Origin of the sequence: Aliiglaciecola sp. 3_MG-2023 (genome assembly GCF_030548205.1) — a bacterium.
Taxonomy (GTDB): Bacteria; Pseudomonadota; Gammaproteobacteria; order Enterobacterales; family Alteromonadaceae; genus Aliiglaciecola.
On the sequence record NZ_JAUORV010000002.1, the window covers coordinates 163257 to 183523 of the forward strand.

The 20267-nt window shown below is 40.9% G+C and carries 20 protein-coding genes; 4 read left to right on the plus strand and 16 right to left on the minus strand.

Going from position 1 to position 20267, the window contains the following annotated elements:
- Positions 1–92 precede the first annotated feature (92 nt).
- From Q4574_RS02725 to Q4574_RS02735, 3 genes are all read right to left on the minus strand, one after another.
- Positions 93–470, minus strand: a complete 378-nt coding sequence (locus Q4574_RS02725) for a hypothetical protein (RefSeq protein WP_303471149.1) — start codon at positions 468–470, stop codon at positions 93–95.
- 113 nt (positions 471–583) lie between these two features.
- The gene (locus tag Q4574_RS02730; RefSeq protein WP_303471152.1) at positions 584–1384 is read right to left on the minus strand and encodes a tRNA1(Val) (adenine(37)-N6)-methyltransferase; all 801 of its coding nucleotides are present in this window, start codon (positions 1382–1384) and stop codon (positions 584–586) included.
- Between the two features lie 27 nt (positions 1385–1411).
- Positions 1412–1783 carry a PH domain-containing protein gene (locus Q4574_RS02735; protein ID WP_303471154.1) on the minus strand — a complete coding sequence of 124 codons (372 nt, stop codon included), beginning with the start codon at positions 1781–1783 and terminating at the stop codon, positions 1412–1414.
- Between the two features lie 189 nt (positions 1784–1972).
- Between Q4574_RS02735 and Q4574_RS02740 the strand changes: the two genes are divergently transcribed.
- Complete coding sequence (locus Q4574_RS02740; protein ID WP_303471157.1) at positions 1973–2956, plus strand: serine/threonine dehydratase; 984 nt, start codon at positions 1973–1975, stop codon at positions 2954–2956.
- A 14-nt stretch (positions 2957–2970) separates the two neighbouring features.
- Entirely contained in the window at positions 2971–4623 is a 1653-nt protein-coding gene (locus Q4574_RS02745) for an amidohydrolase (RefSeq protein ID WP_303471160.1), read from the plus strand.
- An 871-nt stretch (positions 4624–5494) separates the two neighbouring features.
- On the opposite strand, the gene Q4574_RS02750 is transcribed toward Q4574_RS02745, so the two are convergent.
- The gene (locus tag Q4574_RS02750) at positions 5495–6718 is read right to left on the minus strand and encodes a peptidoglycan-binding protein (protein ID WP_303471162.1); all 1224 of its coding nucleotides are present in this window, start codon (positions 6716–6718) and stop codon (positions 5495–5497) included.
- A gap of 444 nt (positions 6719–7162) precedes the next feature.
- Between Q4574_RS02750 and Q4574_RS02755 the strand changes: the two genes are divergently transcribed.
- A complete protein-coding gene (locus Q4574_RS02755) occupies positions 7163–8686 on the plus strand; it encodes an ISNCY family transposase (RefSeq protein ID WP_303471165.1) in 1524 nt (507 codons plus the stop codon).
- Between the two features lie 15 nt (positions 8687–8701).
- Here the strand turns inward: Q4574_RS02755 and Q4574_RS02760 are convergent, their stop codons facing one another.
- From Q4574_RS02760 to Q4574_RS02770, 3 genes are all read right to left on the minus strand, one after another.
- On the minus strand, positions 8702–9148 hold the full coding sequence (locus Q4574_RS02760) for a GNAT family N-acetyltransferase (protein WP_303471168.1): 447 nt from the start codon (positions 9146–9148) through the stop codon (positions 8702–8704).
- A gap of 246 nt (positions 9149–9394) precedes the next feature.
- Positions 9395–9880 carry a GNAT family N-acetyltransferase gene (locus tag Q4574_RS02765; protein ID WP_303471170.1) on the minus strand — a complete coding sequence of 162 codons (486 nt, stop codon included), beginning with the start codon at positions 9878–9880 and terminating at the stop codon, positions 9395–9397.
- Positions 9856–10713, minus strand: coding sequence for an MBL fold metallo-hydrolase (locus Q4574_RS02770; RefSeq protein WP_303471172.1), 858 nt, complete (start codon positions 10711–10713; stop codon positions 9856–9858). The genes Q4574_RS02765 and Q4574_RS02770 overlap by 25 nt, the downstream gene beginning before the upstream one ends.
- Before the next feature lie 165 nt (positions 10714–10878).
- Between Q4574_RS02770 and Q4574_RS02775 the strand changes: the two genes are divergently transcribed.
- A complete protein-coding gene (locus Q4574_RS02775; protein ID WP_303471175.1) occupies positions 10879–12609 on the plus strand; it encodes a Na+/H+ antiporter NhaC family protein in 1731 nt (576 codons plus the stop codon).
- A 52-nt stretch (positions 12610–12661) separates the two neighbouring features.
- Here the strand turns inward: Q4574_RS02775 and Q4574_RS02780 are convergent, their stop codons facing one another.
- The 9 genes from Q4574_RS02780 to Q4574_RS02820 all read right to left on the minus strand — a co-directional run bounded on the left by Q4574_RS02780 (position 12662) and on the right by Q4574_RS02820 (position 20259).
- A complete protein-coding gene (locus tag Q4574_RS02780; RefSeq protein ID WP_303471177.1) occupies positions 12662–12871 on the minus strand; it encodes a DUF1653 domain-containing protein in 210 nt (69 codons plus the stop codon).
- 2 nt (positions 12872–12873) lie between these two features.
- Positions 12874–14073: an MFS transporter gene (locus tag Q4574_RS02785; protein WP_303471178.1), complete on the minus strand. Its 1200-nt coding sequence runs from the start codon at positions 14071–14073 to the stop codon at positions 12874–12876.
- A 98-nt stretch (positions 14074–14171) separates the two neighbouring features.
- Positions 14172–15239, minus strand: a complete 1068-nt coding sequence (gene dinB, locus Q4574_RS02790; protein ID WP_303471181.1) for a DNA polymerase IV — start codon at positions 15237–15239, stop codon at positions 14172–14174.
- A gap of 58 nt (positions 15240–15297) precedes the next feature.
- Complete coding sequence (locus Q4574_RS02795) at positions 15298–16194, minus strand: hypothetical protein (protein ID WP_303471184.1); 897 nt, start codon at positions 16192–16194, stop codon at positions 15298–15300.
- 185 nt (positions 16195–16379) lie between these two features.
- Positions 16380–16613 carry a (Na+)-NQR maturation NqrM gene (nqrM, locus tag Q4574_RS02800; RefSeq protein ID WP_303471186.1) on the minus strand — a complete coding sequence of 78 codons (234 nt, stop codon included), beginning with the start codon at positions 16611–16613 and terminating at the stop codon, positions 16380–16382.
- A 27-nt stretch (positions 16614–16640) separates the two neighbouring features.
- Positions 16641–17672, minus strand: coding sequence for an FAD:protein FMN transferase (locus Q4574_RS02805; RefSeq protein ID WP_303471189.1), 1032 nt, complete (start codon positions 17670–17672; stop codon positions 16641–16643).
- Positions 17673–17755: 83 nt separating this feature from the next.
- Positions 17756–18988 carry an NADH:ubiquinone reductase (Na(+)-transporting) subunit F gene (gene nqrF / locus Q4574_RS02810; RefSeq protein ID WP_303471192.1) on the minus strand — a complete coding sequence of 411 codons (1233 nt, stop codon included), beginning with the start codon at positions 18986–18988 and terminating at the stop codon, positions 17756–17758.
- Positions 18989–19014: 26 nt separating this feature from the next.
- Positions 19015–19623 (minus strand): NADH:ubiquinone reductase (Na(+)-transporting) subunit E, encoded by a 609-nt coding sequence (nqrE, locus tag Q4574_RS02815; protein WP_216048953.1) that lies wholly within the window; start codon positions 19621–19623, stop codon positions 19015–19017.
- Between the two features lie 3 nt (positions 19624–19626).
- Entirely contained in the window at positions 19627–20259 is a 633-nt protein-coding gene (locus Q4574_RS02820) for an NADH:ubiquinone reductase (Na(+)-transporting) subunit D (RefSeq protein WP_303471196.1), read from the minus strand.
- Positions 20260–20267 lie beyond the last annotated feature (8 nt).

Below are 20267 nucleotides of genomic sequence, written 5' to 3' on the forward strand. Positions count from 1 at the left end.
TAAAAAGCCCTTCCGTTGTGAAGGGCTTTTTTGTATCTATTATTTGGTTTTCATTGCAGTTAACGAGTGAGTACCTACTATAGCAATGTAGGTTACACAAAATCTTTGACTATATGTTGCACTGAACGATGATTTCTAGGAATGGAAACATCATCAGCCACATGATCAGCAGGATAACCGTACAAGCCAAACCTATCTTCTTTGCTATGGGTAATGATGACAACGTGGGCTGGAGGCTTATCGATATTGCCTCGAAATGGATCAATGACTGGCACTTCATAGCGCCCCAGTTTGATAAGTGCGACTCTCCGACCTTCGCGATAGATAAAACGGTCGAATACAGGATTATCCAAAATACAATAAACCGCAAACTTGGGGATTTGAAAAGGGATAGCCTGCCACACTATTTCAACAACCTGTAGCTTATCGGCTAAATTAGAGATTGAATCCGGTAGATCAATGTCGCGCATACATCACCACTTTATCTAAACCATCTGAATTAAATATAGCAACAAATCTGCCCAGAGAAAATTGTTTGAACAAAAAATCTTCACTAATGCGCGATTAAATCATCAATGCTGCTTTAAAAATTAAGGTAAAAGTCCCGACAAAGAGCCACATATTCATCAGAATACGTACCTTGATAATTGTGAATAGTAATATGCTCTATCAAAGGTTCGTTTTGCGAAAAACCAAACCTCAATAATTGGCGTATCGGAGGTTTAGCAGGACTCGAACTTACCCAAGTTTGCATTTGACAATAGAGACCGTGTTCAGCAGCTAGAGCCAATACTTCGCCGCTATTGGCGGGTAAGATACAATAAAAATGGGCCTGTTCCGTGAGTAAACGAGATACTGATTTAAATAAGTCTACAAGACTTAAACTCGTATCATGACGAGCTTGTCGTCTCGATTCCGGCATATAATTAGGATCAGAAATACTGAGATCTCCCGTTTTCCCTTGGAAGTAAGGAGGATTGCTAACGATGAGGTCATACTGAGGCAACTCAGGTAACTGTTGTAAACTAATATGTTGAAAAGAAAGCTTCCCTTGCCATGGGCACTTTTGAGCATTTATCTGCGCCTGTAAAACCGCTTTTTCATCAACATCTATACCCAATATTTGGCTTTGTTCGCCAGTTCGTTGGGCCATCATAATGGCAATTAAACCACTGCCAGTTCCAATATCTAAAATAGAAGAATAATGGCCATTAGCCACCCAACTTCCTAACAATATCCCATCGGTCCCCACTTTCATGGCACAGTTTTCATGTTCAATATCGAACTGTTTAAATCGAAATCCATTAAATTTGGTTTTAGAGGTCATTGTAAGGGGGTCACTGACTTGCCAACGGCTACGAATAAAGTGGAAGAGGTGGGACATGATTCCCACCCAATTTTGCTATACCAATTAAAACATATAATCGGCAAGGGTGCGTTGAATACCCACTACCACATTTTTATTTAGTTCTTTTTCTATTGGTTCATCAATTCCAGATATCCAAATTTTGAACTCTGCATCTAAATCGAAATGACCTGCAGTTTCCAGTTTAAATTGAGTGATGGCCCGGTAAGGAATAGAATGATAGTCGACCTTCCTTCCGGTTAAACCTTGTTTATCTATTAATATCAAACGCTTACTAGTGAAAACATACATATCGCGGATTTCCTTGAATACGCGTTCTACGGTTTCATTCTCGCCGATAATAGGGGCTAATTCGTCGCTTACATCAGCTACATCTATCTCTGATGCATTTCCCATTAATTTGTCTAACAATCCCATTTCTGTCTCCTAATTCAAATAGCTATGTCAAGGATAGGGGATTGGTTGCAAAACACAATACACCTATACCCTTTGTGTCGACTTTATGCTTCACTAGCTTATAAAAATTAAACGTCAGACCAAGTTAGCGGTATAGTTTACATAAGATGTGCATTTGCCTGCTTAATATGGAATTAAAAAGGAATCAAGATGACAAGCTATTCTGACATTGTTCAAGCCCGCAAACGGATTGCTTCAATGATACATCAAACCCCAATAATAGAATCTTCGTTGTTGAATGAATGGTTGGGCAGCCGAATTTTATTTAAAGGGGAATGTTTACAACGAACCGGTGCATTCAAAGTTCGGGGTGCCATTAATACCTTGGCAAAATTAGCCGAACAGAATGCTTTACCCAAACAAGTGGTTGCCAATAGCTCGGGCAATCATGCTCAAGCAGTCGCATACGCATGTAGCCTTTACGATATTCCAGCGAAAATATTTAGTACCCAAAATGTATCAGCAGTAAAAGCACAAGCAACTCAGTATTATGGTGCTGAACTGGCACTATACCCTACTCGTTTAGAAGCAGATGAAGCCGTAAAACAGGCATCAGTTGAATCCGGAACATTATGGATACCTCCGTTTAATCATCCCGACATCATCGCTGGGCAGGGTACCTTGGTAATGGATGCACTCGAACAAACTGGAGATGTAGATGGCATATTTGCCCCTTGCGGTGGGGGAGGTTTATTATCGGGAACTTTGATTGCTGCCAAGACCCTTTGTCCAGCAGCAAAAGTATTTGGCGCTGAGCCACTGACGGCAAATGATGCAGCAGAGTCTTTGCGACAAAACAAAATTATTTCATTAAGCAAACCTCCCATAACATTGGCAGACGGAGCAGCCACACCGTCAGTGGGTGAACATACCTTTGAGGTGCTAAAATTGCTTGATGGTATAGTCGAGGTATCTGAGTCTCGTATTGCTTACTGGACCCAGTGGTTACAACATTTACTCAAGTTGCATTTGGAGCCAACGAGCGCCATGTCCATGCAAGCAGTTGTTGAGTGGTTAAAACATCAACCTAAAAATCAAACGGTTTTAGTACTTTTATCTGGTGGCAATATTGATCAATCCAAAATGCAACAAATTTGGTCAATGGATCACCTTGGTGAAATACCTAACTTATAAAAATAAGAGGATTTATGAAGAATCTATTTTTACTAGCTGCCTGCTTTATTTGCGCGATGACACATGCAAAACCAACAATAATTGGAAATGTAAACGGATATACCCTAGATAATAATGGGGCTATGGTGCAATTTTCTCATTTAGTCTTTGAAAATGGCAAAGTACTTTCCATCGGCGATCAAACCTTAATCAATCAATATCCAGATAGCGTATTCATTGATGGTCTTCAAAAAACTCTTTTACCTGGGTTAATAGACGCTCACGGGCATATCATTTTCCTCGGAGATTCACTTTTGGAAGTGAATATAAGAGATATAAAATCTGCACAACTTTCAGCGGCAAAGGTAAGGGACTACGCAGCGATAAACTCACAGCTAGAGTGGATATTGGGTAGTGGTTGGAATCAAGTCATATGGCCAGATAAGCAATTTCCAACTGCCCAAATACTCGATGAATATGTCAGTGAAACTCCTGTCGCCTTATCTCGGGTGGATGGTCATGCCGTTTGGGTTAACAGTAAAGCATTACAAATCGCAGGCATTGATAAAGATACCTTAGATCCCCCCGGAGGCAAAATTATTCGAGATGATCAAGGGAACCCTAGCGGCATTTTAGTCGATACAGCGATGGACTTGTTATTAGAGCACCTGCCAACAGGCACTAATCAGAATATGCAAGCTAGCTTAGAGGTCGCTTCTGAACGCTTACTCTCAGTCGGTATCACCAGTGTACATGATGCTGGAATCGGCAAATCAGAATTTGATTTTTATAAACGCAATGCCTTAGAAAAAAATTTAAACACCCGCATATATGCAATGTATTGGTTTGAAGACCCGAATTTAGAAGAGCTTCTTAAAGCCGGATATTACAATGACCCCGATGACTTTCTGTCGGTTCGCAGTGTTAAAGCCATGGCTGATGGCGCTTTAGGCAGTCGCGGTGCAGCTTTGTTAGAGGAATACTCTGACGACCCCCACAACAAGGGTCTAATGGTTTTACAAGAGGAACAATTTAAACCTTTGTTTGATCTCGTTTTAAAATATAAATTTCAATTGAACGTCCATGCAATCGGTGATCAAGCGAATAATCGAGTATTAAATCAATATGAAGCGTCATTTAAGACAGTGGGAGGTAAAGAGCTTCGAAATAGAATTGAACATGCTCAAGTGATTAGCCTGACGGATATCCCCCGCTTTAAACAATTGGATATTATCCCCTCTATGCAGCCTACCCATGCCACCAGCGATATGAACATGGCTGAAGACAGGTTAGGAAAAGATCGTTTACGTGGTGCTTACGCGTGGAAAAGCTTTATTGCTCAAGGTTCACCACTAGCGTTAGGTTCAGATTTTCCGGTTGAGATGAGCAATCCTTTTTATGGTCTTCACGCAGCTGTCACTCGTCAGGATAGAAATAATCAGCCAGTGGAGGGTTGGATTCCTAGTCAAGCACTTAGCCTTCAACAGGCCTTTAAAGGCTTTACCATTGACGCTGCTTATGCTGCTCATCAAGAAAAGATAATAGGCGGCTTAACAACAGGAAAATGGGCTGATTTTATATTAATTGATAGGGATATTTTCGAAATTGATAAAAAAGAGATTTGGAAAACGAACGTATTGGAGACTTGGCTAGCAGGAAAACGCGTTTATAAGAAAAGCGACAAATAACAGAAGGAAAAAACCCGCACAAACCACAGGACACGAAAATTTGTGCGGGTAGTATTGCCTTCCTGCCTCAAACAACTTAGTTAGCGTCTGAAGTATTTCAACATTGTTTATTGTTTTTATTATCAATGGTTACACACATAACTTTTCTATCGTAGATGCGTAATCAAAGCTTATTTAGCAGTTTCAGTGCCAACTTTTTTATCTATATAATTCAATAACTTAAAATTTAAACACCAACACCTTTTGTCTCACATCTTACCAGTTTGGTGCATTAGCACTTTATTAGGGCGCAAGGATCGAATTTGTGCACATTTTATCTCACACTTATTTGTTCGTTATGTGTACATATAGTTGATTAATATGAGAAATTTTATACACGAGGTGTATTGCCTAGGGGAAATCGACAATGAGTAACGGTGCGAGCAATAAGGTTATTACTCCTAGTGTTGATTATAGTGTTGTGGCTCACATCTGATCAGACACTTTAATTCGATAGGTTTTGACCTCCGCCGACAGACTGCAATGAGCGATCAACAGACGTTCGACCTACCTCAGTCGAATGACTGCTATGCCCAAGAGAGCGGACGTAGCTATTTCTTGAGTTTCAGCTCCTTCGAGTGTTCAACGGTTGTCAGTGCCGACGAATTCTACGACAAGTTTGCTTAGATAATCGACGTTCAGATTTTTATCTGAAATGTAAATCTGGATGCATAACCACCGATTAAATCCTCCGATGCAGACTTGAATAATCTTACAGACGAATAATTACTGAACTGGGTTTGGTTAAGTCAAAAAGCGAGAGGACTTTATTTCGAATAATTCCGTCTAGTTTTTAGTATTAAAAAAAGATGAAATCAAATAATTTAAAGGTTCATTCTTTTTTGATTACCTTATTCCCTGCGTTAGTTATTGATGTCATAGTTCGCACGTCAAGCTTACCGGTTGTTGGCATTCCATGATCTAATTGATACTGTTTGATCGTCTCTCTGGTCTTTGGACCCAAAATACCATCTGCTTTATTGCAACAGTATCCTATCCAGTTGAGATTCCATTGTGCCAATTTAATCTCAATAGGATATGGCTTTATCTCCAATAGTTTTGCAGAAATAAAATTTTCTATAGTACCCCACTCATTTTCTGGTCCACCAATTCGAAAGTTATCTTTATATTGGATGACTTGAGAAGATGCACGTGTTAAGCGTATTTCATCGTCTTTGTCTGGCTCCAGAATATTAAGATAAAGTTCTAGTTCCCTTGGTATCGTCCTTACACCGAATATTGCCCGAAAGAAATATAATTTGTGTGGTTCTGGTGAATCTAATGCAAATTGGATTTGATATCTGGTCGTTTGCTTTGAAGGTACAGATGATGGATATGAAAAAACAACATTAGGTTCAAGTATAGCGTCAGTGGCATGGGTAAATTCAGCGTTATTTAGTGACACGATTCTATTTTTGTCGTCTTGTATTTCAGACGTATCACCAGTAATTGTTTGAAAAATTTTTCTGGCCTTAAAAATACTCAACTTAGTGAAAAGTAGCGGCGTTTTTGAAACTTGAAAATCAAGCATAATAATCTCCACTGTACTTTTGCCGATGTTTTCTATCTCCCATGTTATAGCTGCGAACTTGTCCTCTGGACCAATTTCCATATTTTTAATGGAGATGTTAGGAGTAAGAATTTGTGCAGATTCTCTAACTTCTTTTGCCATTAAAAGTTTATCTCTTACAGATTTCGTATCAAGTTCAACAGCCTTAAGTGCACTATCCAATTTAATATTATCTGCCGAAATTTCTTCAACTACTATTTTAATTTCACCCAAACGAACGTTCACTTCAGCAAGGTTCTTTTCAGTTTCTGTTAAGGAAATCTGAGTATTACTCAACTCAGTATTTACTACATTCAACGCTGAACTAGTTTCATTCAACGCTGTGCTAGTTTTGACCAAATCTCTTTCTGCACTAAACCACATATGTATTGTGAAGAAAATTGCGCTCATTCCGATTACAGAGTTAAATACTACTCCGGTTAGCGTCCATTTTTCTATCGATTTTGCATCACTCTTCGGTTTTACTTTTTCAGAACTATTACACATGTTTGTTATCATCTTCGTTAGTGTGCACTCTTAACATTTCGCTGAGAAAATTAAATTTGAGAGGCTTATCACCTACTCAGAGTAATCACTAATCCCCAGTTTAGCAAGCTGCTGCCAACTCGGTAATAGCTGCCCCTTGGCGAAACCTTTTTAACGTCCAACTTTTGGTAAAAACTTTCTTTATATTTTTGAATGGCTTGTGACTTCTCTTACTACACAGCTGCCATTCAAATTTCAAAACTTGAACAGCAGTTGCTGGCACGGAGCCGTCTGTAAGTTTTGGTCAAGCTCTTCATATAGAAAGTGTAAGGTTGAGCTCAGACTAATTCAATTATAGCTGTTAACACCAAGCGATTCTGTCGTAGTCACTAATTACCAAGGGAATTTGACGGTTATCTTTTAACCGTGTTTCTTCTGTGTTTTTACATGGGAGAGACGCTAAGGATGATCATGTTAAATTCCAAAGCTCAACTTACTGTTGATGTCATTGCCAAAGTGGCTGAAAATAAAATTACTATTGATAATGCAACCAAACTCCTGAATAAATCTAGACGCACTGTCGAACGTTATTTGCAGAGATATCGTGAAATGGGTATTCGTTTTGTTGTACATGGCAATACGGGTAATGCGCCAGTCAATAAAACGCCTGATTCATTAAAACGCGTGGTTCAATCACTAATTCGCGACAAGTATTACGATGTGAACTTGCTTCACCTTGGAGAGTTATTGCTGGCCAATGAACACATCACCGTAAAGCGTGAGACCCTGCGTAAATGGGCACATGACATTCACCATGTAAAACGGGCTAAACGCAGACGTGGACGCGTTCACAAGCGCAGGGAGCGTATGGAAACCACTGGTTTAATGATGCAAATGGATGGCAGCACGCATCGTTGGTTCGGCACAAAGAAGTCATGCCTTATTGCTATGATTGATGATGCCAGCAGCGAGCTTTATGCCGAGTTTTTTCCTTCTGAAACGACGGCAGGCTGCTTGAAAGTGCTACGTTCAGTCATTGAGAATCGTGGTGTATTTAAAACACTCTACGTAGATCGTGCAGGAATCTTCGGCGGTCCTAAACGCTGTAACTTCTCGCAGATGCAACGGGCTTGCGAAGAGTTGGGTATAGAAATCATCTTCGCGAGTTCTCCTCAAGGTAAAGGGCGTATAGAGCGTGCCTTTGATACCCTTCAGGATAGACTGATACCCGAGCTGCGGCTGAACAACATCAGTGATATGTCTGGTGCAACCAGCTATCTGCAACACGTGTTTATCCCGCAGTTCTGGCACAAGCAACTCACCGTTGAATCCAAGGGTAACGAGTCGAGCTTTACGCCCTTATCTCCTCATATTAATCTTGATGATATTTGCATAGCGAAGGAATACCGTAAGATCCGTAATGATCATACCTTCAGCTACGGCAATACGTTTTACTTTATTGATTCCCCCATTAAGCACTCAATCGCCCATCAGAAGATTGAGATACGAAAAGGGAAAGGTAAACAGTTTGACGCCTTCTTCGCTGGTCGAAAATTGCAGGTATCGGAGGTCACTGAGCCAACAAAGGCATCGTTAGAAGATATTGAAATCCAGAAAAAACTGGATGTACTGGCGTTGGCAGACAAACTGGGTAATGTGGCTGAAGCATCACGCCTCAGTGGTGTATCGCGTGAAACTATTTACCAACATCGAAAGCTAATTCAGAAAGGCGGTATTGACGCACTGAAACGCCAAAAAACGCCAAACCTGCATCACAAAAACCGCACTGAAAAGGCCATTGAACAAATCGTTATTGAGTTCTCTCTGGCAAATCCACACTTCGGTCAGCAACAAGTGTCGAGACTACTAAAATCTGAGAAAAACGTCACGATACACGGGAGCGGTGTTCGGAATATCTGGCTGAGGGAAAAGATGAATACTACTGAGCTTCGATTGAGAAAATCTCAGTTCAAAAAACAAACGGCCTGATGGCCGTTTGGACTATTAAACATCAAGCTCCATTACAACACCGTCTTCCTCATCTTCTTCAGTCACAATAAAACCAAACTGTGAATAGAATTTGCGCATTGCATGATGACCGGGCATATAGAGTATGGTGATTTTTTTACACTCTGGAATTGCTTTCATTTCATTAATTACCAGTTCTGTAGCGATTTTGCCAATACCTTGACCTTGATAGTTAACATCAACCATGAACTGAGCAATATAAAACTCATCTGGTAGTCCCTCTTCAAGCTCCTGATAATATTGCATAAAACCGACTACTTTATCGTCAAGATATATTGCTCGATTAACGTAATGGGGGTAAAAACTGGACTCAGCAATAGACTCTGAATTTAAAGCTACGTAATCTTCTTGCTCTTTAGTAATCTCTAAATGAATCACATCAAGCCAATTGTCTTTCGTAACTTCACACAAACTTACATTCATAAAATTCCCTTTTATTTCTAGATTAGGAGTGCTTATATCTGGGTGAAATGAAAAAAAACAATACGTTACTTGAGGAGATTCGATTACTGCGTGCTATAGTGTTTACGTCAAAATCGCTTGGTACTTTTGCCGTCAAGTTCCCTTGGTAATCACACTAATCCAATTATAGCGAGCTCTTGGGTTTTGCACGCTAGAACTGCCTTAAACTGATTAGAACGGATTATTTCATATGAATAATTTAGTCTTTTAATCTTTAATTAAATAATCACACTTAGCCAGCTCTGGTGCTAAAGGTTCTGGGTAAATTGCAGTTTTGAATCCCATAGATTCATATAATTTTTTAGCCACTTTATTGTGCGGCCATACAAACAATGAGAAGCCGCTAGTTGCTACTAACTCAGCTCCTAGAGTCATCATATAAATGACGAGCTGTCTTCCAATTCCACTCCCTCGCATCTCAGGATTAACAATTAAGCGCGCTAAATGACATCGCCCCATTCGCTCGTAACATTGTCCAAAAGCAAGTAGGTTGTTTTTGTCATCAATTAACTTATAACTCAATCCATGCTCTAACTTAGTTTCTTTGACTAAACTGTGGGAGCTAATCGGGAAAGACATATTAGGTCCTCCCCAATCACGAACCTCATCAAGACTTTTAAACCAGTCGCAAAGGTTGGCGACATCCCTTTCAGTTGCCGCGACTAAGCTTAACGGTAAAGTGTTCTTATCCATTTTTCTTCATTGATAAACGCCCAACTCCAATCTTTCCATTTTTCATCTAACCCAGCATCTATAACATCTTCAACGGGCAACCCATTTATTTTCAATTGTTTAACTTGCGCAGAAGTTTGTTTAATCATATCCACAAACTCTTGCAACTGCGCCTTATTGCCTAATGGACCGTGCCCTGGAATAATTTTAGTGTCGTCATTAATCATGCTAATAAGCTTCTCAACACCCGCAATATATCCCTTCACTGAGCCGCCGCTATCAATATCGATATAGGGAAAAAGACCATTAAAAAATAGGTCTCCGGTGTGCAAAATATTGGCTTTTTCAAACATAACCACACTATCGCCATCGGTGTGGGCATTGGATAAATGCATCACTTTGAGCGTGTCACCGTTAAAATGAAAGGTAACACCTTGGGAATAAGTGACGACTGGCAATTCAGAATGTTTATGTTCTTCTTTGTCTAGAAGTCTTATACGCACATTATCGTGAGCAAAAATGGTGGCATCTTTCACTTCTTTCATATACGCATTAGAACCAGTGTGATCCCCATGATAGTGAGTATTGATAACATATCTTAATTTGTCTTTAAGAATGGAATCTAGGGCTGCTGAGATTTTCTCTGCCATGGGCTCGTATTGGTCATCTATAATAAGCAGTCCGTCATCGCCTGCTGATACGCCAATATTTCCCCCCATCCCCGTAAGCATATAAACAGAACCGCCCAAATTTTCAGATTTCATGGTAACGTCCTCAGGACTATTTTGAGCATAGCCAGAGGTAGTGAAAAATCCAGTTAAGAGAAACATCAATAAAAGAACGTGTTTACGCATTTTTCTATCCTTTTTGTTTAGTCAGTTTTGAATATTAAGATACCAAGTTTTCGTTAGTATTTAACGACAATTGAACCCAATTTGCTTAGAAGTTTAGACTTCATGGATGTTAAACTAGTACTTTCTCAATTTGCTAATGACATAATTACTTAGAGTGGCGCTAGAATGAATAAATTGCAAAATAAGTTAACCTTTTTATCTATTGTTTTAGGTTTATTAGGAGCTTTGTATGTCAACTTTTATGTTCCAGCCACTTGGGTCGAATCAAGAATTCAATACCAAACCTACCAAACCGAGCAAGGGCAATGGGCGTACGTAAAGCAAGGTAGTGAACAAATTATTAACGCGGTTACCCCTTACGAGCAATCACCACTGGCACAACATAAACTAGATTTACTTACCACAGAGCCAGAGATGAAAGAACAGTGGGTGGTGATCTCGGAAGTGGGTCAAAACCCTATTTTACTTAGAGCATATTATCACTTTAAAGTGTGGTCTTTATTACCAGCATTCATTGCAATTGCCTTGTGTTTAATAAGTCGAGAACCTTTACTCGCCTTGTTTAGCGGAATAGTAGTAGGGGCATTTATGCTAGGTAAGTTTGATATAAGCCAAGACGTGTTGATACCGAATATGGCTACCACAGACGCTGCGTCCATCCTAATATTGTATTTATGGTTGCTGGGCGGTCTGATGGGAATTTGGTCCAAAACCGGGGCGGCTCAAGCATTTGCAGAAATGATGAGCCAGCGTTTTGTGACAGGTCCGCGCTCAGCGAAGCTAGTTACCTGGATGTTAGGAGTGTTATTTTTCCAAGGCGGCACCATGAGCACCGTATTAGTGGGTACAACCGTCAAACCCATGGCCGACAAAGCCAATGTAAGCCATGAAGAACTGAGTTACGTAGTTGACTCAACCGCTTCGCCTATCGCTGCGGTACTCGCTTTTAATGCTTGGCCAGCTTATATTCAGGCTTTCATATTTGTACCTGGCGTCGCCTTTTTAGCCACGGAAAGCGACCGAATTTCGTTCTTCTTTTCCAGTATCCCATTCAGTTTCTATGGTATTTTTGCGGTAATTGGTACCCTCCTTCTTAGTTTAGAGTTTACTGTATTCTCTGGAAAGCCAATTCGTAAAGCCATTTCTAGAGCTCGATTAACAGGCCAGCTAGATGCCCCTGACGCCTCCCCCATTAGTGCCAAAGAGCTGCAAGAAACGAGTGTTCCTGAAGGGTATAGCTCTCACTGGATAGAATTTGTTTTTCCGTTAATCAGCCTAATCGGAATTGCCGTGGTGACATTCATAATAACGGGGACGCCTCAGATTCATTGGGCATTTGGTGGAGCGCTATTAATCGCAGTGCTGATTGCCATAGTCAAAGGTATGCAAATTCGAGAAATGCTCAATGGCCTAGGCATAGGGTGGAAAGGGGTAGTTGTCGCTTCGGTCATTTTGATGTTGGCGATAACCATAGGCACTATCAGTAAACAACTTGGTGGCGGAATATATTTAGTGGACTTATTAGGCGAACAAATGCCTTTCTGGATCCTGCCGGTGGTTCTACAATTACTCACTATGCTCATTGCTTTTTCCACAGGAACCAGTTGGGGAACCTTTGCCATTGCTTTTCCCTTAGCCATGCCTTTGGTTTGGGACATTTCTCAAAATGAAATGTTAGCTAATCCGGAAGTGTTCATGATGATTTGCTTTGCTGCAGTGCTCAATGGCAGTGTCTATGGCGACCAATGTTCACCAATATCTGATACCACCATTCTTAGTTCGATGACAACGGGATGTGATTTAATGGATCATGTAAAAACGCAAATAGTGCCAGCCACATTCGCCGCCACAATCGCAGCGGTTTTATGGACGTTATGCGCACTGTTTATGAGTTAATCCTAGGCACCCAATCCAGTCTAAAGGTTGGGTGCGCTTCCATCGACTCACTTTACTCTTCCAAGAATCTAAAGCGCGGAACGGATTGTCCATCAATCACCACCTCTTCGGTAAACATCTTTAACGGCCTCACCCACAAGCCACCTTCACCATACAGAGGACGATATACTACTAATTCGGATTCATCTTCAGAATGTTTCGCCACTCCAATCACGTTGTAATCATTACCCTTATAATGACGATACTTTCCTGTTTTTAGCATACTTATCCTTCTTCGGTTAATTGAGATGTGCTTGCCGCTTTGATTCGCCAAACTTGCCACGACAGCAAAATTATCTGACAGCAAATAATAATAAAGCTAGTTAACATAAGTCCTTGCCAGCCCAATGCGAAAAGCAATGCTCCCGCCCCTAACGAAGCAAGTCCTTGGGCACTAAATACCGCAAATTCATTGACACTCTGAACTTGGAATTTTTGGTTAGCTGTATGCGATTGTGGCAACAATACTGTCCCACCTAAAAACAAGAAGTTCCAACCGATACCCAGTAAAATTAATGCGCTCCAATAATTGATCAAATGGCTATCGATGGAACCTGCGATGATAGTCAACAAATAGATGAACAAACCGGCCCAAATCACTCGATATACGCCAAGCTTAGCAATTAATACCCCACTAAATATTGATGGTAAATACATGGCTAATATATGACTTTGGATCACCCACTTCGCCTGCTCTAAACTATGATGGGTATTCACATGCATGTGCACAGGTGTGGCCGTCATAATAAAGCTCATTAACGCATAACCCACAACAGATGCAGAAACAGCGATGATAAATGAGGGTTTGCATAACACGTCGCTAATATCCACTTTTTGCCGTTGCGCCTTAGGGATAGGTTTGTGGGTCTCGGTAAATAAACAGAACAATCCAAAACAGAGCAAACAAAGCACGCCCATTAATACAAATGATCCAACATAAGCGATGGGCAAGAGTTGATTGCCGAAGGTAGCCAGTTCCGGACCTATGATGGCTGCAGCTAAGCCCCCAAGTAACACAGTTGATGCGGCTTTAGGCGCGAGTTCAAGAGCCACAGACTCCATGGCCGCAAAACGAATTTGCTGGAATCCGGAAATTGCGACCCCGAGTAAAAATGTAGCCAATAAAAACAGCTTGAAATGCGCAATGTAAATACTTAATGCAGCGAGCAAGCAAGCGAAACAGGCAAGCAGAGCAACAGTCAAGAAAACCAATTTACGACCCAGTTTGCCCATAGCTCGAGTAACGGGTAACACCCCAGCAGCGGTTCCAATAATCATCATAGCCACAGGCAGAGTGGCAAGTCCTTGGGAAGGAGCGAGCTTAGTGCCAACAAGGCCACCAACCATAATCATCATCGCCCCGGCACTCATGGCAAAGGCGAGTATTAAGGTCAAAATCCAGACATTACGAGGCAGGGAAAACAAGGAGGCAATTACCCAATAAAATAAAATAAGCTATTCAAAATAACATAGCTTGGCAAAAAACGGTTAAACAAAATTACTAAACAACTCTCCAACGAGATTTATTGGAGCACATTATCAAAAGGCAAATCCATTTGCTGAAATTTACTTTTTGCCGGTAACCCCACATGTAAGCCCACTAAACGAATACCCCGCTCTGTTTTGCGATCAAATGCTTCATCAAGTAACTCAACAAAGTAATTTTTATCCAGTTCAGCACACCTATGCTCTACGGTGGTTTGCTGAAAATCACTAAATTTCAGTTTCACACCCTGGGTTTGGATTTTGCAATCGCTTCTGGCGGATTCTAATCGTTCTTGCAGTTTTGGATAGAGAGTTTCCAATACTTGTAAACACTGTTCTTTGGTTTGAATATCTTCATGTAAGGTGCGCTCAACGCCAACAGACTTGCGCTCCCTAGAAAGGCTTAAGTCGCGATCATCGATACCATTGCTACGCTTCCAAATTATCGGGCCAAATTTGCCAAAACCCTTAATGAGTTGCTCTATGGGATAAGTGCGAACATCATTACAGGTATATAATCCTAAATTGTGTAACTTCTGCACTGTGACTTTGCCTACCCCGGGGATTTTCCCAAGTGGCAAGGTTTTAACAAAGTCATCAAGTGTCTCAGGAGTGATCACACAAATGCCATTGGGTTTGTTTTCATCGCTCGCAATTTTGGCTACAAACTTGACAGGCGCAACGCCAGCAGAGGCAGTTAGCCCTGTTTCATTTTCAATAGCGGCACGAATATCTTGTGCAATTAAAGTCGCACTGCCGGAGAATAGAGTTGAGTCAGATACATCTAAATAAGCTTCATCCAAAGACAGAGGTTCAATTTTGTCGGTATATCGTTGGAAAATAGCGCGTATCTGTTTTGATATTTTAGCATAAAGCTCCATTCGTCCCGGCACCATAACGAGATTAGGACAAAGTTTGAGGGCGTGAGCAGTGGCCATCGCCGAACGTATGCCAAATTTTCGCGCGGGATAATTACATGTGGAAATGACGCCACGCTTATCGGAACGGCCGCCGATAGCGATAGGAACATTTTTCAGCGCAGGATTGTCACGCATCTCTACCGCCGCATAAAAGCAATCCATATCGATATGAATAATTTTGCGCATTTTCTCGACCAAAACCAAAAACTGTTTTTTTATACAGTATTGGTAATTTCAGGTCAAGCTATTTGAAAGCAGGAAGCCCTGGGAGTAGTGATTTCATCTGAGCATAAATAGGTTTAGCAATTTTCTTAAAACCCGATTCAGTCGGATGAATTTCATTTAACCAATCGGTTTTATTACCCGGTCGCAAAATTCCCTGAGTATCCACAACCAGTAATTTATTTAAATGTTCAGGTCTACTGGCCAAAGCCTGAAGCCGGGTCTTGAGGGTCCCTAGAAGAATTTCAACTATAGGTAGATGTAGATCTAACGGGATGTTTTTTTCGATTAAATAAGGATAAATCCATGGTTTGGTTTTTATTAACCCCCAAAAAAATTCAGCGCCATCTTTACTCGGTTTAGCAATATCGTAAGTATGCGTGATAATAGTTGCATCGGGATTATATTCATCTCGCAAATCAATGAGTTGATCAAACGCTAATATGATTGCATCCATTTTACGATTAAAACGTTCCGCGTGAATACACTCTTGAGCAGTGAAGCCTTCTTGGTATTGATTTAATATCATAGGCATATCACGTTTACCGACAATATCATTCCCGCCTCCAGAGAAAAGAATCAGTTTCACGTACTTAGCAGTTTGCTCCATCACTGAGGCTAAATCGGCCTTCTGCTGACCAGACATCATATTAACCGCCTCGTCACCATTACTAGCCAACCGCAGCAAATTCACTTTATCCGTCCTAGAAACCACATTTTCAATGTGATGTATAACGTTTATATCACCACCAAATGCGACCCACTTCTTGGGATAGGCAAACCAGGAATCACCTTCGGTAATAATACCGATTCTATCAGGGTGCTTTTTACAGATATGTAAAAAGTCGGTACGTAGACTTGTAACACCGGTATGGGCAGCGATGCGGCGACGGCGTTCAATAGGAGTTTCATTTGGCATTTTTCTTTCCCTGCTTACCTTTTTATTAAGTGTAGTAAAGGTAATTTATTTTGCAGCAGTTTATGAAAAACTTTCGATCGCTAGTGTAATATTCAGCAAAAGCAGTTAAATAAGGGGGCAAATCAGTGGAAGGAACAAGGTTGCAAAAACAGTACAACCTTGTTGGCTTAAATCGGCAATAGAGACTATAGAATTTGGTTTTCTTTCCACTCAGCAAGTTTTTTCTGGCGCAGCTCTTCTTTTTCTAAACGTGCTTTTTTACGGTCGCAAGGCTCTGGACAGTCACAGGCTTTGGAAATACCTAAAGCACCTAATCCGCCACAACTACCAGCAATCGTTTTTTGTTGAAATATGTAACCTACAGCCATGGCTAGTACCACAACAAGAAAAAACACAAAGGCTAAAATAAACGTACTCACAATGTATCCTAGTTATTTCAATTTAATTTACTGCTCATTTGCAGCGTGAATATACTCGTCGAACTTACCTGTAGTATACGCTTTAAAGTCGCCATTTTCTCGTGTAATTAGCATCACATCTAAATTATGCTGTTCAGCAACTCGTAGCGCTTCTTCTTTACCTAACACATTTAGCGCCGTTGCCAGACCATCCGCAGTCATCGAAGAAGGATGCACCACTGTTACGGCAACTAAGTTATGTTGAATAGGGTAACCGGTTCGCGGATCAATTAAATGGGAGTAACGCATGCCATCTTGTTCGAAGTAATTACGATAATCTCCTGAACTGGCCACCGCATTATTACCAATAGTTAAAATAGTTTGCACAGCGCGCTCATTGTTAACTGGCTTTTCTACTGCTATGCGCCAGCCTTGGCCATTACTTTTTACCCCAGCTACGCGCATCTCACCGCCAATCTCCACAAGATAGTTACTATAGCCATAAGACTCCAATAACTCAGCAACTGCATCAACGCCATAGCCTTTTGCAATGGTTGATAAATCCACGTACAAGTCTGGTTGTAGTTTGATCAAACTATTACCTTGAATGACCAGCTTATTTAAGCCAACTTTGCTTTTAACCGTATCAATGGTTTGTTGAGAGGGAATCTTATCCGGTCTCGCTTCCGGCCCAAAGCCCCATAAATTGACCAATGGGCCTACGGTAACATCCAGCACCCCAAAACTCACCTCACCGAGCCGCTTCGCTTCCTTAACTACCTTGACGGTTGCTGGTGACAGCTCAAAAGGTTCAGACGTTAGTTGCTGATTGAAACGCGATAATTCAGAATTTGGATCGTAGGTAGACATCAACTTATTAATATCCACCAGTAAATTATCGATTTTTTGTTGTAACTCCTCTGGTGCCATCCGGCTTGCAGATAACACTTTCACGTTATAACTGGTGCCCATAGTAGCTCCAGACAAATGAATCTCTCCGGAGTTTTCAGGTGACTTCCAAACAAGGAATACGACCGCTACAACACACAACAGTAGACCAAGGGATTTTAATTTATTCATTTAAAACGCCATTTACATATTTTGATAGGTCATAAAAAAAAGGGGCATATCAATGCCCCTCTCTACAAATTTCCATTTAAAAATTAGCCACCGAAGTCATCTAACATGATGTTTTCGTCTTCAACGCCTAATTCTTTAAGCATATTGATGACCGCTGCATTCATCATAGGAGGACCACACATGTAGAACTCACAATCTTCAGGTGCAGGGTGATCTTTTAGGTAATTTTCAAGCAATACATTATGGATAAACCCGGTATCACCTTCCCAATTATCTTCTGGTTGTGGATCTGATAATGCTACGTGCCACTTAAAGTTTTCATTTTCTTTTTGTAGCATATCAAAATCTTCTACGTAGAACATTTCACGTAGTGAACGAGCACCATACCAGAAAGTAATTTTACGATCGGTTTTAAGACGGCGTAATTGGTCGAAAATGTGAGAACGCATAGGCGCCATTCCAGCTCCACCACCCACAAATACCATTTCAGCCTGAGTGTCTTTCGCGAAGAACTCACCAAATGGACCAGAAATAGTGGCTTTATCGCCTTCTTTCAAACTCCAAATGTACGAAGACATCTTACCTGCAGGTAAGCTTAGGTTGTTAGGTGGAGGCGTCGCGATACGCACATTCAACATAATGATCCCTTCTTCTTCAGGATAATTAGCCATTGAATAAGCACGGATAGTCTCTTCATCAACTTTAGACTCAATATCGAAGAAACCAAAACGTTCCCAGTCAGGCTTATACTCGTCAGGAATGTCGTAATCTTTATATTTAACATGGTGAGGTGGAGCTTCAATTTGAATATAACCACCGGCACGGAAAGGTACACTTTCACCATCTGGCACTGCTAACTTAAGTTCTTTGATGAAAGTTGCTTTGTTATCGTTAGAAATAACTTCACAATCCCATTTCTTAATACCAAAGACTTCTTCTGGCAATTCAATATCCATGTCTTGCTTAATCGCAACCTGACAAGATAGACGGCAACCTTCTTTCGCTTCGCGCTTACTTATATGATCAAGTTCAGTAGGCAGAATTTCACCACCGCCCGATTTGATGTCAACCCGGCACTGACCACAAGAGCCACCGCCACCACAGGCAGACGATACAAAAATACCTGAATCAGCCAAAGCGCCTAATAGTTTTCCGCCAGGTGAAGCCGTAATGGCTTTATCTGGGTCACCATTAATTGTAATAGTCACGTCGCCTGATGGAACAAGCTTAGACTTTGCGAACATGATGATAAGTACGAGTGCCAAAACAATGGCAATAAACATACCTACACCAAGGTAAATTTCATTTGGATTCATTTACAAATACTCCTTAGTGTCTTCGCTTAAAGGGCTACGCCAGTGAACGACTGGAAACCTAATGCCATAAGACCTGCAATCATAAACACAGAGCCTAATCCACGTATGCCTTCAGGCATATCAGCATATTTTAATTTTTCACGTACCGCTGCCAGTAGGGTAATAGCTATTGCCCAACCTGCACCACTACCAATACCGTAAACCACACTTTCAGTGAAGTTGTATTCACGTTGCACGGCGAAAGCTACACCACCAAAGATGGCACAGTTAACGGTAATTAACGGTAAAAAGATACCTAGCGCGTTGTATAACGCTGGGAAAAACTTATCCAAACTCATTTCTAGAATCTGAACTAATGCTGCAATAACACCGATAAAGGTTAAGAAGTTTAAGAAGCTCAAATCTGCATCAGGAAAACCTGCCCAAGCAAGTGCGCCAGGAGCAAGAATATTCACGTAAATAACTTGGTTAACGGGTACCGAAATACCGAGTACAACGATTACCGCAACACCAAGTCCCATAGCAGTTTTAACTTTTTTAGATACCGCTAAGAAAGTACACATACCTAAGAACAGGGACAATGCCATGTTTTCAATGAAGACAGACTTAACAAAAAGACTTAAATAATGTTCCATGTCTTACTCCTTAGGTTCGACTTGTTCAGGACGAATAGTTCGGATAAACCAAATCAAGCCACCAATCAAAATGAATGAACTGAAAGGTAAAATCAACAAACCGTTACCCTGATACCAACCATCGTTTTGAACCAATGGTAAAATCTCAAATCCGAGAATTGTACCGAAACCAAATAGTTCTTTAATGGTGCCAATAACGATGAGGACAAAAGAGTAACCCAAACCATTGCCGATACCGTCAAGGAAACTCATAAAAGGTGGACTCTTCATGGCATAAGCCTCTGCCCGACCCATTACGATACAGTTGGTAATAATCAAACCAACGAATACGGATAACTCTTTAGCTATGTCGTATGCGACCGCTTTTAGAATTTGGTCAACAACAATTACCAAAGAGGCAATGATCGTCATTTGAATAATAATACGTACGCTTGAAGGGATCTGCTTACGAATTAGAGAGATAAATAAGTTAGAAAACGCCGTTACAGAAGTTAGAGCTAATGCCATAACCAACGCGGTTTCTAATTTAGTTGTAATCGCAAGTGCAGAACAAACACCTAACACTTGCAATGCGATGGGGTTGTTGTCCAGAATGGGTCCGAACAGCACCTTTTTCATTTCTTTAGTTTCAGCCATTGTGCTTC